A 17,558-nucleotide genomic window follows, 5' to 3' on the forward strand; every position below is an offset into this window, starting at 1 on the left:
GATCATCCTTTCCGATTGAGCCCTGCGAAAGTTTCGCCGTCTTCTTGCATCTTGCGCAGCAAGGCGGGCACCTGCCAATAGCGGGGATCTTCTGTGCCGTAACGTTCAATACGGGCAATCAACGTGTCGATGCCGATCTGATCCGCCTCATGCAGAGGGCCGCCACGGAAACGCGGGAAGCCGTAGCCGAAGAGGAACACCATATCGACGTCAACGGGCCGTTTGGCCGTGCCATCTTCGACCACACGCACCGCCTCGACGATCATGGCGGTGATGTAGCGTTCAACAATTTCCTCGGCCGAGAAGGCCTGAGGCGTGATGCCCAGTTCGCTGCGAATCTCGTCGATAATGGCAAGAGCGGCGGGGTTCGGGACCGGGCGGTCGCCAGAATAATCGTAGTAGCCGGTGCCGGTTTTGCGTCCAAACCAGCCCTGTTCGCAGATGCGATCGGCATGTGGCGTGGCGTAGCGGTCTGCCGGGTCGCGCTGATCGGCAGTGCGTTTGCGGTTGGCCCAGCCGATGTCAAGGCCGGCCAGATCGCCCACTTTATGCGGCCCCATCGCCAGGCCGAAACCCTCCAGCGCCTGATCCACCTCTGCGGGGCTGGCGCCGTCCAGCACCAGATAACCCACCGCTTTGGCATAGTGGTTCATGATGCGGTTGCCGATAAAGCCGTCACAGACCTGCGCCAGCACGCCAACTTTCTTCAACCGTTTGGCAAAGGCAAAGCCAGAGGCCAGCACATCCGGTGCAGTGTCTTTGCCTTGCACAATCTCCAGCAGGCGCATCACATGTGCCGGTGAGAAGAAGTGCAGCCCCAGCACGTCCTGCGGCCGTTTGGTGCAGGCCGCAATGTCGTTGATGTCGAGGTAAGAGGTGTTGGAGGCGAGGATCGCCCCCTCTTTGCAGATCACATCCAGCTTGCCAAAGATGTCGCGTTTGACATCCATGCTTTCGAACACGGCTTCGATCACCAGATCCACGTCTGACAGGTCTTCCATCATAAGGGACGGCTGGAAGGCGGCCAAAGCCGCGTCTTTCTTGGCTTCTGTCAGCTTGCCACGCTTGACGGCGCCCTCAAGGTTGTTGGTGACGGTGGCAAGGCCTCGATCCAACCCGTCCTGGGCCACCTCGATCATACGCACCGGCAGGCCCGCCAGCAAGCAGGCGGTGGCAATGCCTGATCCCATCGTGCCGCCGCCGATGATGCCGACCTTGGCAATGTCGCGGGTGTCGCCTTTGGCCTCAGGGATGTTGGACACGGCACGCTCACCAAAGAAGGCGTGGATCAGACCGGCGCGCTGCGGGGTGTCCATGCAGGACAGGAAGGCGGCACGTTCGATCTGCAGCCCCTCCTCCAGCGGTTTCACCGAGGCGGCAACGGCCTCAACAATCTTGTGCGGCGAATAGAGGTGCGGCTGCTTCATTCGCAATTTGTTGGCGGTGGCCTCCAGCAGGTCAGGATCCGCTTCTACAGCCAGCGATCCGGTGGGACGGGTGGGAAGTGTGCCGTCGATCACCTCTTGCGCGGCGGACAAGGCCACTTTGCGCGGGTCGCCGCTCACCAGACGGTCAATGGCCCCCGCCTCCAAGGCCGTCGCACCGTTGACGGGTTTGCCACCCAGCGCCATATCCATCGTAAACGCCATGCCGGCCAGACGGGGCAGACGCTGAGTGCCGCCCGCACCGGGCAGGAGGCCTAGGTTTACCTCGGGCAGCCCGACCTTCAGACCCTCAATACCGATCCGCGCATGTGTCGCCAGCGCTAGCTCAAAACCGCCGCCCAGCGCGGTGCCATGCAGGATCGAGATCACCGGGATCGAACTGGCCTCGATGGCGTTGAACACATCCGGTAGGAAAGGCTCCACCGGTGGCTTGCCGAACTCTTTGATATCGGCACCTGCGACAAAGGTGCGGCCCGCCGCATAGATCGCAATCACCTTGACCTCTGCCGTCGCGTTCAGATCTGTGATCGCTGCCATAAGCCCCTGACGCACCAGTAGCCCCGAAGCGTTAACGGGCGGATTGTTGATACAAATCAGCGCGATATCGCCGGATTGTTCAATCGAGATATTGTCATTCAGGGCGCGGGTGTCAGTCATTGAGGTCTTCCCATGTTTGCCGGTCTGGGCCGAGGTGGCAGGCGTGCGTCAAAAACCGACCCAGTGGTCAGCTTTATTTCGGCGCACGGTAATGTGTGCCCCGCAAGCCGTCAACGCCGCAGGATTACGAGATGATTTCGAACTTGTTCACATCCACAAGACCACGGTCCGTGATCTTGAGGTTCGGAATGACAGGCAGCGCCAGGAAGGCCAGCTGCAGGAAAGGCTCTTCCAGCGTGACCCCCAAATCTCGCGCTGCTTTGCGCAGATCGACCAGCTGGTCATGCACCACCTCATAGCTTTCAAGGCTCATGAGACCCGCAACCGGCAGCGGCAGTTCAGCCAGTACCTTGCCACCCTCCACCACAACAAAACCGCCTTCGATTTCGCCCAACCGGTTTGCCGCCAGCGCCATGTCATCGTAATCGGCGCCAACCACCGCAATATTGTGATGGTCATGGCAAACGGTCGAGGCAATGGCCCCACGTTTCAAATTGAAGCCCCGCACAAACCCCGTGGCCATATTGCCGTTTTTGCCGTGCCGTTCGATCACAGCGATCTTGATCAGGTCGCGGCTGAGGTCCGGGCGCTTGTCGCCATCCACAATAGCGATGGTCTCATTCAGATGTTCGGTGATGATTTTGCCCTCAAGGATGCCGATCACATCGGTGTCCTCGCGGTTGCCTGCGGTGCGGAAATGCTGGGCCTGCACGGTGGGGGCCTTGACCGAATGACGGCCCACAGGCGCCATCAGCGCACGGGTAGCAAAGGCCGCGTCCTTGACCAGCACACCACCACAGATCACATCAGCGATGTCGCAGCTGTCCAGATCGTTCAGGATCACGATGTCCGCCCGTTTGCCGGGGCTGATCTGGCCGCGATCTTTCAGACCAAACGCCTCTGCCGCCGAAAGGCTGGCGGCGCGGTAGGCGGCCAGCGGCGACACGCCAAGGCTGATCAGTGTGCGGATCATATAGTCCAGATGCCCCTGCTCTGCGATGTCCAGCGGATTGCGGTCATCGGTGCAGAGACAGAGATAAGGGGAGGTTACATCGTTCAGGATCGGCGCAAGCGCATGTAGATCCTTCGACACCGAACCTTCGCGGATCAGCACCCGCATGCCCTTCTGCAGTTTCTCCAGCGCCTCTTCGGCCGTGGTGGCTTCGTGCTCGGTGCGGATGCCGGCGGCGATATAGCCGTTCAGATCCTTGCCGGACAGCAGTGGGCAATGGCCGTCGATATGCTGATCCTCAAACAGGGTCAGCTTTTTCATCACCTCAGGATCCTGAAACAACACACCGGGAAAGTTCATAAACTCGGCCAGACCAATGCCGCTGGGATGCCCCATCAGCGGTTTCAGATCTTCGGCCAGAATGGTGGCGCCTGCGGTTTCCATATCCGTCGACGGCACACAGGAGCTGAGCTGCACCTTGATGTCCATCAGCGTGCGGGTCGAGGCTTCCTGAAAGTAGCGAATGCCGTCAGGGCCAATGACATTGGCAATCTCATGCGGGTCGCAGATTGCCGTGGTCACCCCGTAGGGCAGTACGCAGCGGTCAAATTCAAACGGTGTAACCAGCGAACTTTCGATATGCAGATGGGTGTCGATGAAGCCAGGCACCAGGATCTTGCCGCTCACATCCAGCACCTCGGCCCCATCGTATTCGGCGCAGATCCCTACAATCCGGTCGCCGCAGATTGCCACATCGCCCGAGAGCATCTGCCCCGTCATCAGATCGAGGATCTGCCCCCCTTTCAGAACCAAATCGGCCTTTGCAGTGCCCCGCCCCTGATCAATACGTTGTGCCAATGTGCTCATCTCTGCCGCCTTCCGTCTCTGCCTTCATCGCGCGAATAAGGGCGCAGCATGACATGCAGGTGACCGGAACGGTAGCGCGAAATTCAGCGGCTGGTTTCGGGGGAAGGCAGAGACAAAAAGAGGGGGCGTTGCCCCCTCACCCCCAGGATATTTTCGCCAAGAAGAATTAGCCCTGAACCCAGTCCCGCAGCGCCTGCAGGCTGTTGCCGGCATTGACCGCTTCCCCGCCGGTGAATTCATCAAAGGCGGGGTAGTTGGTTTCATTCACCCCCACCAGCACCGGCACTTCTTTTTCAAGCGCCAGAGCGATGGTGGAACGGAAACCCCGGCCTTCGGCTTCGTGTTTGCCGAATTTGTTAATGATGACCACATCAGGCTGACCGGTGTTGAGCTGGCCTTCGGTGAGGCCAACCGCCTCTTCCAGCGCCACCGGATCGAGGCGGCAGCCGCGTGAGCCTTCGCCAAGGCTTTGCGAGATCCGCACGATCTGGCCTTCGGGCAGAATGCGCAGATCCATGTCACATTTGCCTTCGGGGGCACATTCGATGTCATATTGCACTGCACCGGCTAGGCGGCGGCCCTTGGCCTCCATCTCTTCGGCCAGGGCAGCCAGAAGGCGGTTCATTTCGCCGCGTTCCGAGATTTTCACATAGCCGATTTTCATAGGTCTTCTCCGGTTGAGTGCTGCCCCCAGCAAAGCAATTGCCGCGCCGTGGGACAAGAGGACAGATCAGCGCGTAGCTTCAGCGCTTCTTCATGGCGTCCATCAGGGCCGCGCCCAAGGCGCCGGTGTCAGCACCTTTGCCCTGCGGTTTGCTGTTGAACTTGCCCCCACGCGGTGTGTGTTTGCCACCGCCTTTGGGGCCACCCTGCCCGCCCGTTTTCCTACTGCCTGCTGGGCCACCTCGCTCTTGCCCCGCGCCGCGCTGCGCCGGGGCGGCACCGCCGTCTTTGCGCATGCTGAGGCCGATGCGTTTGCGCGGCACGTCCACTTCGGTGACGCGCACCTTGACCACATCGCCAGCTTTGACCACCTCATGTGGGTCTTTCACAAAGCGGTCCGCCAGCTGACTAACATGCACCAGACCGTCCTGATGCACGCCGACATCTACAAAGGCGCCAAAGGCCGCGACATTGGTCACCGTGCCTTCCAGCGACATGCCCGGCTTCAGGTCTTTGATATCGTCAATGCCATCGGCAAAGCTGGCGGTTTTGAAATCCGGGCGCGGGTCGCGGCCGGGTTTTTCCAGTTCCAACAGGATGTCGCGCACCGTGGGCAAACCAAAGGTGTCATCGACAAAATCCTCAGCCCGCACCCGGCGCAGCTGGGCCTCGTCCCCCATCAACTGCCGTAGATCACGGCCACAGGCCGCCACGATCTTACGCGCCACGCCGTAGGCTTCGGGGTGCACGGAAGAGGCATCAAGCGGCTCATCGCCATCAGCGATGCGTAGGAAGCCGGCACATTGCTCAAAGGCCCGCGGGCCAAGGCGGGACACGTCCAACAGATCTTTGCGGGTTTTGAAAGCGCCGTTGATATTGCGGTGGCTGACAATCGCCTCTGCCAGACTTTCTCCGAGGCCCGAGACCCGCGCCAGCAGCGGTGCGGAGGCCATGTTGAGGTCGACGCCCACCGCGTTCACGGCATCTTCAACCACCGCTTCCAGTGAACGGGCCAGCTGGAACTGATCCACGTCATGCTGATACTGACCAACACCGATCGATTTGGGCTCAATTTTCACCAGTTCAGCCAATGGATCCTGCAAACGTCGCGCGATTGACACTGCGCCGCGCAAAGACACGTCGAGATCGGGGAATTCCCGCGCCGCCAGTTCCGAGGCCGAATAAACTGAAGCCCCTGCCTCGGACACAACAACCTTGGTCGGCTTACTGCCCGGCAGTTCCCGTAGCAGATCGGCGACCATCTTCTCACTCTCGCGGCTGGCGGTGCCATTGCCGATCGCGATCAGCTCAACCCCGTGCTGTTTGATCAGTTTGGCCAAGGTCACCTGCGATCCGCGCAGATCGTTTTTCGGCTGAAACGGGTAGATCGTATCAGTCGCCAGCACCTTGCCGGTGGCATCTACCACCGCCACTTTACAGCCGGTGCGAATGCCCGGATCAAGGCCAAGGGTTGCCTTGGCCCCTGCCGGTGCCGCCAGCAGCAGATCCTTGAGGTTGCGGGCGAACACCTGAATGGCCTCGTCCTGCGCCCGTTTGCGCAGATCGCCCATCAGATCCAGCATCATCGAAAGCGACAGTTTCACCCGCCATGTCCAACTGGCGGCCTTGCGCAACCATTGATCCCCAGCACCCGAGCCGCTGACATCCAGCGCGGCGGCCACCATATCGGGAGCGCGTTCGGCGTCTTCCTCAGCCGGGGCAATATCGACGCTCAGAATGCCTTCGTTGCTGGCCCGCATCATTGCCAGGGCGCGGTGGCTAGGAGCGTCCTTCCAGGCCTCACGATGGTCAAAATAGTCCGAGAACTTGGCGCCTTTGGCTTCCTGACCTTCGATGACCTTGGCCTGGATCAGGGCGTTTTTCTGCATGAAGTCGCGCAACCGGCCAATCAGCTCGGCGTTCTCGGTCAAACGTTCCGCAATGATGTCACGGGCGCCATTCAGCGCCGCCTTGATGTCCACCACCGCTTCGGTGACATAGCCAGCGGCCAGTTCTTCGGGATCGGCGTGGCGGTCGGCCAAGATGGCATCCAGCAAAGGCTCCAACCCGTTTTCACGGGCAATCATCGCCTTGGTACGACGCTTAGGTTTATAGGGCAGATAGAGGTCTTCAAGCTGCGCTTTGGTGTCGGCCCCGGCAATGGATTTGGCCAGCGCATCGGTTAACTTGTCCTGCGACTTCACCGACTCCAGAATGGCGGCGCGACGCTGTTCCAGTTCCCGCAGGTAGACCAGACGTTCTGACAGGGTCCGCAGTTGGCTGTCATCCAGCCCGCCCGTCACCTCTTTGCGGTAACGCGCCACGAAGGGTACGGTGGCGCCTTCATCCAGCAAAGTGACGGCCGCCCCCACCTGACTGGCGGCGGCGCCGATTTCCTTGGCGATGAGCTGATTGATGCGCGGGGCAGTGTCGAGCGCCATGGGGATCCTCTCTGTCTTTGGGAGGGCCACCATAAAAGCGGGCGCGCAGGAGGGGAAGGCGAAATCAGGGGCCTTGCCCCTCTCCGCCCAAAACAGGGTTTTGGACGCATTCACCCCAAGATATTTGCGCCAAGCAGAAAGCGCCTTTCAATGATCCACAAATACTCACTGGTGCTACGGGGCCAAAAGAAAACCGGGCGCCACGAAAGGCGCCAGGTCTCATGTTCAGGATCTCTACAAGATCAGGTCTTGGAGAATTCCGGATAGGCTTCCATGCCCAGTTCCGCCATGTCGAGGCCGTTGATCTCGGTCTCTTCGTCAACACGCAGCCCCATCAGGGTTTTCAGCACCATCCAGACCACAGCCGAGACGATTACGGTGAAGGCGCCGACCACAACGATCGAGTAGAGCTGAGTGCCAAGCGAGGCGTCCGCATTGGTGAAGACAACTGCGATGGTGCCCCAGATACCGGCGATCAGGTGAACCGGGATGGCGCCAACAACGTCGTCGATCTTAAGCTTGTCCAGGAACGGTACCGCGAAGACCACGATCACACCGCCAACAGCGCCGATCAGGGTGGCTGCGCCCAGCGACGGGGTCAGCGGTTCGGCGGTGATCGACACCAGACCGGCCAGCGCGCCGTTCAGCACCATGGTGAGGTCAGGCTTTTTGTACATGAACTGGGTCAGCAGCAGGGCAGCGATAGCACCACCGGCAGCCGCCGTGTTGGTGTTGGCGAAGATGCGGCTTACGTCTGCAACGTCACCCACGGTGCCCATAGCCAGCTGCGAGCCGCCATTAAAGCCAAACCAACCGAGCCACAGGATGAAGGTACCCAGGGTCGCCAGCGTCAGGTTCGAGCCGGGGATCGGGATGGTCTTGCCGTTTTTATACTTGCCGATACGCGGGCCGAGGATCAGCGCGCCAGTCAGAGCGGCCCAGCCGCCTACGGAGTGCACAACGGTCGAGCCTGCAAAGTCCAGGAAGCCTGCCTGATCCAGGAAGCCACCGCCCCATTTCCACGACGCCTGCAGCGGGTAGATGATGGCAGTCAGGATGATGGTGAAGATCAGGAAGGGCCACAGTTTGATACGTTCCGCCAGGGTGCCCGAAACGATCGAAGCGGTGGTGGCACAGAACATCAGCTGGAAGAAGAAGTCCGAACCGGTGGAGGCATAGCCGTAATCGTCGGCGCCATCGCGGCCTACGCCGACAGCTTCCAGAACGCCGGGGCCCCAGACGCCGGACAGGATGCCGTCAACCGACCATGTACCCAGCGGGTACATCAGGTTGTAGCCGATCAGGTAGTAGAAGATCGCGGCCAGCGAGAAGAGAGCGATGTTCTTGGTCAGCTGCATGGTTACGTTTTTGCCACGGACCAGACCGGCCTCCAGCATGGCAAATCCCGCGGCCATCCAGAACACCAGGAAACCGCCCACAAGGAACAGCAGCGAGTTCAGGATAAAGATTGTGTCGGTCGAGGCGTCAACGCCGGCAACCGGGGCGGCCTCTTCGGCCAGACCCAGGGTCGGCAGCAGCGCGGCGGCGCTGACCAGACCAAGTTTGGTAATACGATTCATTTCCATAGTCCTTTCCCCAAACGCGCTTAGATCGCGTCGTCGTTGGTTTCGCCGGTACGCACCCGTACGGCCTGTGCCACGTCCAGCACGAAGATCTTGCCGTCGCCGATCTTGCCGGTGCGGCCCGTGTTGGTGATGGTTTCGACGACCTGATCGGCCATCGCTGCGCTCACCACGATTTCCAGTTTGATCTTGGGCACAAAGTTCACCGCGTATTCCGCACCGCGATAGATTTCTGTGTGGCCCGACTGCGAGCCGAAGCCCTTGATTTCAGTGACCATCATGCCGCGCACGCCGATCTCGGTCAGCGCTTCGCGGACCTCCTCCAGCTTGAACGGTTTGATCGTTGCAATAATCAGTTTCACCTTGTTCCCCTTGATCCAGTCCGTCGTGTGAAGCGGGGCAGCGTTGCAGCGCGATCCCGCAGAATTACGGTCTCAACCAACAGCACGCGGGGGGTTTGAGTGAAGGGAATGCTGCATCTGCACAGGAATTCCGCAGGGGGAGCGTCTAAATTTTGTGCGCATATTAATTTTTGCACAAAAATTAATCAGGCAAAGAACTGCCAGCGATGGAATCAGTTGCTCAACAATCGGGGAAAGGCGCTGTATGATGGCGCAAAACAGGTTGCACGGGCAGGGCAAGAGATGGGTGATTCAGGTCGCAAAAAGCAGCCATTGGTGGCCGAGCGTCGCTATGGTTCCAAGGCGGGCAAGCCGGGGGCCAAGGCGGGCGGCAAAGCTGCGTCCGCCAGCAAGCGCACCAAAACCAAAGCGAAACCTGCGAAACCAGCCGCCAGAAAGAAGTCCGCAGCGCGCCGCAAAGCGGCGCCGAAACGGGCAGGCAATCCCATTGTCCGCTTCTTCCGCGCGATCATCGGCTTTGTGCTGCGGATGATCTGGGCCTTTACTTGGCGGATCGGCACGTTGGTGGCGATCGTTTTGGGACTGGCCGTGGGTTATGTCTACACCACACTGCCCGATTTTACGGCACTCCTCGACGGGCGCGCCAATGGCTCGGTGGTGATGACCGACCGCGCGGGCGAGGTCTTTGCCTGGCGTGGCGATCAATTTGGCGGTGTGGTCACGGCCGATACCGTGTCACCACATCTGAAAAACGCCATTGTCGCCACCGAAGACAAGCGGTTCTACCGCCATTTCGGCCTGTCCCCACGCGGTGTGGCAAGTGCGGTCCGCATCAACATGCGAGAAGGTCGCGGGCCGCTGTCGGGCCATGGCGGCTCTACCATCACTCAGCAGACCGCGAAACTGCTGTGCCTTGGGGTGGTCTATGATGACACCCAGTGGGAAAGCGAAGCGGCCTATGAAAAGGACTGTCGCCGCGGCTCTCTCTGGCGGAAAGGCAAGGAAGCCATCTACGCGCTGGCGATGGAGGCCAAGTACAGCAAGGATGAGATCCTCTCGATCTATCTGAACCGCGCCTATATGGGCGGTGGGGCGTATGGGTCCGAGGCTGCGGCGCAGCGCTATTTCGGCAAGCCCGCCGCCGCGCTGTCGGCAGCAGAGGGCGCGATGATTGCCGGGCTTCTGACCGCGCCTTCCACTCTGGCGCCCACCAGCAACCTGACCCGCAGCCAGAACCGCGCCGGTGTGATCATCGGCCTGATGGAGGATCAGGGCTACCTGTCAGCCAAATCCGCGCAGGCGGCGCGCAACAATCCCGCAACGCTGTCGCCTGCTGCACAGGCCCGGGCGGGTGGTTACTTTGCCGATTGGGTGATGTCTTCGGGGCCAGAGTTCTTCACCCGCAATTCCACCTCCGATGTGGTGATCCGCACCACGATGGACCAGCGCATTCAAGCGGCCGCCGAAGAGGCGATGAACTATATCTTCTCGGAAAAGGTCAAAGAAGGCTCCAAGGCACAGGCCGCCATAGTGGTCATGTCGGCAGATGGTGCGGTGCGCGCCATGGTCGGCGGGCGCAAAACCAAGGTCACAGGTGCCTTCAACCGCGCAGTTCAAGCGAAGCGGCAGACCGGATCGGCCTTCAAACCCTTTGTCTACGCCACTGCGCTGGAATTGGGCTGGTCCGCCAACGACATCGTTGTGGATGAGCCGATCACCATCAACATCCCCGGCTCGTCCCCCTGGAGCCCACAGAACTACAGCCGTGAATTTAATGGGCCCGTGACCCTGACCGAAGCGTTGCGGGTGTCGCTGAATATTCCGGCAGTGAAAATCGCGCAGGCCGCAGGGCTGGACAATGTGCGCAAGGTGGCCAGCGATTTTGGCATCGCCTCGGATCTGGCGGCGGGGCCGTCCTTGGCGCTTGGGGCGTCGGACACCAGCCTGCTGGAAGTGACAGGGGCCTATGCTGGGATCCTAAACGGCGGCAGCTCGGTACGGCCCTACGGGTTGATTGAGCTGAAGATGCAGGGCGATCAGGACCCCTTGATGACCTCCACCGGTGGCATCGGCGAACGGGTGATCAGCGAAGACGCCGCCCGTGAACTGACCTGGATGATGCATGTGGTGGCCGCCGAAGGCACTGGCCGCCGTGCCAATCTGGCAAATTGGGAAGTGGCGGGGAAAACCGGCACCTCGCAGAAAGCCAAAGACGCCTGGTTCATCGGTTTCACCGCCGATTACGTTGCCGGCGTCTGGATGGGGTATGACGACAACACACCGCTGACAGGTGTAACCGGATCAGGCCTGCCGGCCGAGATCTGGCACGAAACCATGCGCCGGGTGCATGACGGGCTGACCCCAAAACCTCTGCCGATGCTGCGCGGTGGATCGCCCGCCCGCAACGACATCCCCGAAGAACGGCGCGGTCAGGACACCCGCAACGGCATTGACGATCTCCTGCGTGGGATTTTTGGGGGCAACTGAAGCGGACAAACAAAAAGAGCGGGGATGCCCCCGCTCTTTCTTAATTTTGGCTATGGCGGTCAGCCTGCCTTTTTCAGATCCGCGATCATCTTGTCGATGTTGCCTTTGCGTCGGTCCAGCATCGCACCGATTTCTTCCCGTTCGGTCAGCAGCATGTTGATGCCTTCAATATACATATTGAAGAACAGGTTCTTGCCACTGCGATCAGAGACGTGGAAATCCACCTCAAACGGGGCTTCCCCTTTCAGATGGGCAATGGTGCGCACGCGGTAGAAGCTTTTGACCTTTTTCACGCCCTGTACTTCCAGACGGCCGCCAATAAACTCGCGGAATCGCGCGCCGTATTTGCGCGAGATGTAACCGGTGAAGGCCTTGGAGAAGGCCTTTTTCTGGCTCGCCGTGGCCCGTCGCGCGTCCACACCCATCGCATAGGCCGCAATGTAGGAGGTGTCGCCGTAGGTCTTGAAGATCCGCTCAAACGCGCCAAACATGGCTTTTTCTGCCTTGCCTGAATCGATCACGGCATTGATTTCACCCACCAACGCATCCACAAGCGCACGCGCCTGCGCGTTGTCCAGCGCAAAGGCACCCGTCGGCAGGGTGCTGGCCAAGGCGGCCGCGCCGGAGGCGGCCACAAAAGAACGGCGGTTCATCAGGACGGTCATCAGAAGCCCTCAGTATCAATCTCGTCAGGGTCAATATAGGTATCCTCCGCCTCGATTCCCAACTCGAAGCGGCGGTTTTGCAGATAGAACAGGCGGGTTTGCGCGTAGCTGTCGGCGCTTTCGTACAGGACCGAGTCAACCGTTTCTGCATAGCGGCCACGGCTGCCCAAGGTATCTGCAACTTTCGCACCGGTGCCGATGTATTTCTCGGGCGACGGCACAATGTAAGACATCGGATCCATGGCGAAGTCCACAACTTTGCCCACTGTGTCGCGCTCTGTCGATGGTCCTAGGCCCGGCAGTTCCATATAGGCCCCTTCCGCCGCGCCCCAGACATGCAGGGTCTCGCCAAAATCGCTTTCATGTTCGGGCAAACCAAGGGCCGAAGCCACATCAAAGATCCCGGCAACCCCAACGGTGGAGTTCAGCACAAAGCGGAAGACATTCAGGGTTGCGCCTTCGACATCAGCCTGCAGCACGTGGTTCACAAAGCTGCTGGGCTCCCCCAGGTTATCGGCCAGATTGCCCACCCCTTTTTGCACCGGTTCGGGCACGGTGTCAGCATAGGCCACACCGACCGGACGCAGGATGGCCTTGTCCAGGCTGACATTGAAACGATGGGCTTCGCGGTTTTGTGCCTCATAGGGGTCAAAAAGACCGTCATCGCCCACACGGGACGGATCCACCGGCGTGCAGGCCGCAGCCAAAGCCAAGAGGACTGCTGCGCCGAAAATGCGCAACATCGAGGAGGAGGTATGTATCGTCACGTGTCTGAACCAGATTCTAATCTTTGACGTCTATCTAAGGCAGGCGTTACTCTTGCCCAGCCCCTAGAATGGGGTAACGGACGCCTGTGGCAGAATTGAAACAAGAAATTTATTGCTTGGCAGCATAGCGGAACGCAACTTGCAGCCGCAAACGCGAAATTGCCCTTTGCGGCAAGGACTTTAGCCGAATGGGTGGATTTCCGCCGTTCGACAGGACACTCTTTGAGGGAGGATAGGTGCAGATGCCTGTCACACCAACCAACACCACGGCGGGCCGCAATGAACTGCGCGAAGCCAGACGGGAGAGCCGGAAACTCTACTGGGCCGTGGGTGTGTTCAGTGTCTTTGTGAACCTGCTGATGCTGACCGGGCCGCTCTATATGTTGCAGGTCTATGATCGTGTTCTGGGCAGCCGTTCGGTGGAAACGCTGTTTGGCCTGACCCTGCTGATCGCTTTCCTGTTTTTGATGATGGGCCTGCTGGATCTAGCGAGGGGTCGGATCATGGCGCGGATTGGGGCGCGGCTACAGGCGCGGCTGGACCGTCGGGTGTTTGATGCGGTGATCCGCAAATCGGCGATGCGCCCGGATCAGCCGGCCTCGACCGGGTTGCGTGATCTGGAAGGGGTGCAGCGGTTCCTGTCCTCCCCGGCCTTTACCGCACTTTTTGACATTCCTTGGACACCGCTATTCCTAGCGGGCATCCTGATTTTCCACCCCTGGCTGGGGATGTTGGCCATTGGCGGTGGTGCCCTGCTAATCGTGATTGCTATTGCCAACCAGCTGTTTTCCAGCCGCCCTCTGGCCGAGGCCAATCAGGCCATGGTGGTGTCGGAACGGATTGCACATCAGCTGCAGACCGAAGCAGAATCGGTGCAGGCAATGGGGATGCGTGACGCGACTTTCCAGCGCTGGCAACAAAGCCGGGATCTGGCGCTGACCCGGCAGATCAATGCCTCGGACACAGGCACCGGCTTTTCGATCACCACCAAAACCTTCCGCCTGTTTCTGCAATCGGCGATGTTGGGCCTTGGGGCTTATCTGGTGCTACAGGGGCAGATGACTCCGGGCGCGATGATTGCCGGTTCGATCCTGATGGGCCGCGCACTGGCGCCGATTGAACAGCTGATCAACCAATGGGCCGTGGTGCAACGGGCGCTGAAAGGGTGGGACAGCCTTGCCGAACTGCTGACCCTTGTTCCGGAAGAGGCCAAACGCACCCCGTTGCCGCGCCCTGCGGCCAAACTGGATGTGCAGGGGCTGACCGTGGTGCCGCCAGGGGAAGCACAGGCGACCCTGCGGATGATCAATTTCAAACTAGCCCCTGGCACCGCCTGTGGTGTGATCGGCCCCTCTGGCGCGGGCAAGTCCTCCTTGGCGCGGGCGCTGACAGGGCTGTGGCGACCGGCGGGCGGCAAGATCCGTCTTGATGGCGCCACACTGGAGCAATACGAGCCTTCTGTGCTGGGCGAGTTGATCGGCTACCTGCCGCAGCGGATTGAACTGTTTGACGGCACCATCGCTGAAAATATCGCCCGCTTGTCGCCCGCGCCGGATCCGGTGAAAATTGTGGAGGCGGCGAAACGCGCCGATGCGCATGAGATGATCCTGAAGCTGCCCGAAGGTTATGACACCCAAGTCCGCGTCGCAGGTGGCCGCTTGTCGGGTGGCCAAATTCAACGGATCGGCCTGGCCCGTGCGATGTATCTGGACCCGGTGCTGCTGGTGCTGGACGAACCGAACTCGAACCTCGACAACGAAGGTTCAGAAGCGCTGAACCAGGCCATCCGCAGCTTCAAATCCGAAGGCAAATCGGTGCTGATCATGGCGCATCGCCCAGCCGCCATTAAGGAATGCGACACCATTTTGATGCTTGAAAACGGCGCCACCCGCGCCTTTGGCCCCAAGGAAGAGGTGCTGAAGAAGATGGTGCAGAACCACCAGCAAATCCAACGCAGTGCCGGTGCAGGAGGTGTGCAATGAACGGGTTCTCTGTGCGTGCGCCGCTGTTGATCGGCTGTTTCGCCCTGGCCCTGCTGCTCGGTGGATTTGGCGCCTGGGCCACGCTGACCCAGATTGCCGGTGCCATTGTGACCTCGGGCAAGATCGAGGTCGATCAGAATCGGCAAGTGGTGCAGCACCCCGATGGCGGGGTGATCGCCGAACTGCTGGTGGATGAAGGGGATTTTGTCGAACAGGATCAGCTGTTGATCAAGCTGGACCCGACAGAACTGTCCTCCCGGTTGGCCATCACCGAAGGGCAGCTGTTTGAAATCATGGCCCGCCGCGGCCGCTTGCAGGCTGAACAGGACAGTGTCAGCACGATCCACTTTGACTCCGAACTGCTGACCGCCGCCAACCACAACACAGATGTGCAGGATATGCTGGACGGGCAGATCCGGCTGCTAGAGGCACGGGACCTGACAATTGCACGACAGAAAGACCAGTTGGAAAAGCGCAAAAGTCAGATTCGCAGCCAGGTCGATGGGATCAACGCACAACAAGAAGCGCTTCGTCTGCAGCTTGGCCTGATTGAGGAAGAACTGGCAAGCCAGCGCAAACTTCTGGAACGGGGGCTTGCGCAGGCCTCCAAGGTTTTGAACCTGCAACGGGAACAGGCGCGCCTGAGCGGCGAAGTTGGTGAATTGGTGGCCCAGGTGGCCCAGTCGGAAGGCCGGATCACTGAAACGGACATTGAAATTCTGCGGCTGGAAAGCGACCGCCGTGAAGAGGCGGTTTCGCAGCTGCGCGATCTGCAATACCGCGAGTTGGAACTGGCGGAAACCCGCAGCGCCTTGCTGACTCAGCTCAGCCGGATGGATGTGCGCGCCCCGGTTTCGGGCATTGTTTACGGGCTACAATTTTTTGCGCCCCGGTCCGTCGTACGCCCCGCCGATCCGGTGCTGTATCTGGTGCCACAGGACCGCCCGCTGGTGATTGCCACCCAGGTCGACACGATCCACATCGATCAGGTCTACCCCGGCCAGGCCGTGACCCTGCGTTTCCCGGCGCTTGATCAGCGCACCACACCAGAACTGTCGGGACAGGTCAGCCAGGTTTCAGCGGATGCATTCACCGACGAAGCCAGCCGGGCCTCTTTCTATCGGGCTGAAATTTCGGTCACCGCGGCGGAACTGTCGCAATTGCCCGAAGGCGTCACGCTGGTGCCTGGTATGCCGGTGGAAGCCTATATTCGTACCGCAGATCGCACCCCATTGGCCTATCTTGTCAAACCACTGACAGATTACTTTGCTAAGGCCTTCCGTGAAGGGTGACGTGAACGTGAAGAATTGCGGTATCCACCGTATACGCTAAGGCTATGCAAGCGTGTGCAGGTGCAGTAGCGTCGCCGCGAATCAGGTCGTGATGGGAGAGCAACTATGACCGGAAAAATCGAATCCCGCCTGGCGGAACTGGGCATCACTCTGCCCGACGCGCCGGCCCCTGCCGCCAACTACGTGCCCTATGTGGTTTCGGGCAATCACGTCTATGTTTCGGGACAGATCTCGAACCAGGACGGGACGCTGATCACAGGCCGTGTGGGCGATACGCTCAGCACAGAAGAAGGTGCAGCGGCGGCCAAGACCTGCGCGATTGCATTGCTGGCCCAGCTCAAGGCGGCCTGTGACGGCGATCTGGACCGGTTGACGCGTGTTGTGAAGCTGGTGGGCTTTGTGAACTCCACAGCAGATTTCACCGATCAGCCCAAGGTCATCAACGGCGCGTCCGATTTCATGGTCGAAGCGCTGGGGGACATTGGCCGTCACGCACGTTCGGCTGTCTCGGCGGCTTCGCTGCCGCTGGGCGTTGCAGTTGAAATCGAAGCGATCTTCGAGATCCGCTAAAAACACGGCGCAAGACTATGACGAAATTGCCTGAGGCCTTCCTGAAGGCCCCTATTGCACATCGTGCCTTGCATGATGTGGAAAATGGCCGTCCCGAAAACGCCCCCTCCTCCATTCGTGCTGCAATGGATGCGGGCTACGGGATCGAAATTGACCTGCAACTGTCCAAGGACGGCGTTGCAATGGTGTTCCATGACTATGACATGGAACGCCTGACCGGTGTCAAAGGCGCGGTGCAAACCCGCACGGCAGCCGAGCTGCAGCAGGTCAAATTGCTGGGAAGTGACGAAACCATTCCCACCCTGGAGGAGGTCCTGGAACTGGTCGCGGGCCGTGTGCCACTGCTGATCGAGCTGAAGGATCAGGACGGCATCATGGGCGCCAACACGGGTCGGTTGGAAAAAGCAACGGCTGCAGCGCTTAAAGGATGTGACGGCCCTGTCGCGCTGATGTCATTCAACCCGCATTCGGTGCGCTTGATGTCGGGGCTCCTGCCCGAGGTGCCGCGTGGGCTGACCACTTCGGCATTCTCGGCAGACAAATGGCCGCTGTTGCCAAAGGGCACCCGCGATCGCTTGCGTGGCATCCCGGATTACGCCCCGAACAAATGCAGCTTCATCAGCCATGAGGCGAACGACCTGGGCGCCGAACGGGTGCAGGATCTGAAACGGCGGGGCGCGCATATCCTGTGCTGGACCATCAAATCCGCAGCCCATGAAGCAGAAGTCCGAAAGGTTGCGGAAAATGTGACCTTTGAAGGCTATGACGCGGCAATTCCCGCCTGATAACGGGTTGATCCCACCCCCCTGCGCCCCAGATAGTGAT

13 protein-coding genes are annotated in these 17,558 nt (G+C 60.2%); 5 read left to right on the plus strand and 8 right to left on the minus strand.

Annotation, left to right across the window (positions count from 1 at the left end; genetic code table 11):
- Positions 1-2: 2 nt before the first annotated feature.
- The 6 genes from SIC14_RS03880 to SIC14_RS03905 form a co-directional block, all read right to left on the minus strand.
- Entirely contained in the window at positions 3-2,102 is a 2,100-nt protein-coding gene (locus tag SIC14_RS03880; protein WP_412564519.1) for a 3-hydroxyacyl-CoA dehydrogenase NAD-binding domain-containing protein, read from the minus strand.
- Positions 2,103-2,226: 124 nt separating this feature from the next.
- Positions 2,227-3,921: an adenine deaminase gene (gene ade, locus SIC14_RS03885; RefSeq protein ID WP_412564520.1), complete on the minus strand. Its 1,695-nt coding sequence runs from the start codon at positions 3,919-3,921 to the stop codon at positions 2,227-2,229.
- A 166-nt stretch (positions 3,922-4,087) separates the two neighbouring features.
- Complete coding sequence (locus tag SIC14_RS03890) at positions 4,088-4,585, minus strand: DUF2478 domain-containing protein (RefSeq protein WP_412564521.1); 498 nt, start codon at positions 4,583-4,585, stop codon at positions 4,088-4,090.
- Positions 4,586-4,664: 79 nt separating this feature from the next.
- A complete protein-coding gene (locus tag SIC14_RS03895; RefSeq protein ID WP_412564522.1) occupies positions 4,665-7,025 on the minus strand; it encodes a Tex family protein in 2,361 nt (786 codons plus the stop codon).
- Positions 7,026-7,267: 242 nt separating this feature from the next.
- The gene (locus SIC14_RS03900; protein WP_412564523.1) at positions 7,268-8,605 is read right to left on the minus strand and encodes an ammonium transporter; all 1,338 of its coding nucleotides are present in this window, start codon (positions 8,603-8,605) and stop codon (positions 7,268-7,270) included.
- 26 nt (positions 8,606-8,631) lie between these two features.
- Positions 8,632-8,970 carry a P-II family nitrogen regulator gene (locus SIC14_RS03905; RefSeq protein ID WP_412564524.1) on the minus strand — a complete coding sequence of 113 codons (339 nt, stop codon included), beginning with the start codon at positions 8,968-8,970 and terminating at the stop codon, positions 8,632-8,634.
- Between the two features lie 282 nt (positions 8,971-9,252).
- Here SIC14_RS03905 and SIC14_RS03910 point away from each other — a divergent pair, with 282 nt between their 5' ends.
- Complete coding sequence (locus SIC14_RS03910; protein ID WP_412564525.1) at positions 9,253-11,457, plus strand: transglycosylase domain-containing protein; 2,205 nt, start codon at positions 9,253-9,255, stop codon at positions 11,455-11,457.
- A 59-nt stretch (positions 11,458-11,516) separates the two neighbouring features.
- On the opposite strand, the gene SIC14_RS03915 is transcribed toward SIC14_RS03910, so the two are convergent.
- Together SIC14_RS03915 and SIC14_RS03920 are read right to left on the minus strand one after the other, a co-directional pair.
- Positions 11,517-12,110, minus strand: a complete 594-nt coding sequence (locus SIC14_RS03915; protein WP_412565818.1) for a phospholipid-binding protein MlaC — start codon at positions 12,108-12,110, stop codon at positions 11,517-11,519.
- Between the two features lie 11 nt (positions 12,111-12,121).
- Complete coding sequence (locus SIC14_RS03920) at positions 12,122-12,865, minus strand: VacJ family lipoprotein (RefSeq protein WP_412565819.1); 744 nt, start codon at positions 12,863-12,865, stop codon at positions 12,122-12,124.
- Positions 12,866-13,131: 266 nt separating this feature from the next.
- Between SIC14_RS03920 and SIC14_RS03925 the strand changes: the two genes are divergently transcribed.
- From SIC14_RS03925 to SIC14_RS03940, 4 genes are all read left to right on the plus strand, one after another.
- On the plus strand, positions 13,132-14,871 hold the full coding sequence (locus SIC14_RS03925) for a type I secretion system permease/ATPase (RefSeq protein ID WP_412564526.1): 1,740 nt from the start codon (positions 13,132-13,134) through the stop codon (positions 14,869-14,871).
- Positions 14,868-16,163: an HlyD family type I secretion periplasmic adaptor subunit gene (locus tag SIC14_RS03930; protein ID WP_412564527.1), complete on the plus strand. Its 1,296-nt coding sequence runs from the start codon at positions 14,868-14,870 to the stop codon at positions 16,161-16,163. The genes SIC14_RS03925 and SIC14_RS03930 overlap by 4 nt, the downstream gene beginning before the upstream one ends.
- A 105-nt stretch (positions 16,164-16,268) precedes the next feature.
- Entirely contained in the window at positions 16,269-16,733 is a 465-nt protein-coding gene (locus tag SIC14_RS03935; protein ID WP_412564528.1) for a RidA family protein, read from the plus strand.
- A gap of 17 nt (positions 16,734-16,750) precedes the next feature.
- Positions 16,751-17,518, plus strand: a complete 768-nt coding sequence (locus SIC14_RS03940; protein ID WP_412564529.1) for a glycerophosphodiester phosphodiesterase family protein — start codon at positions 16,751-16,753, stop codon at positions 17,516-17,518.
- The last annotated feature ends 40 nt before the right edge of the window (positions 17,519-17,558 follow it).

The organism is Thalassobius sp. MITS945101 (assembly GCF_047123305.1).
Classification (GTDB): domain Bacteria; phylum Pseudomonadota; class Alphaproteobacteria; order Rhodobacterales; family Rhodobacteraceae; genus Thalassobius.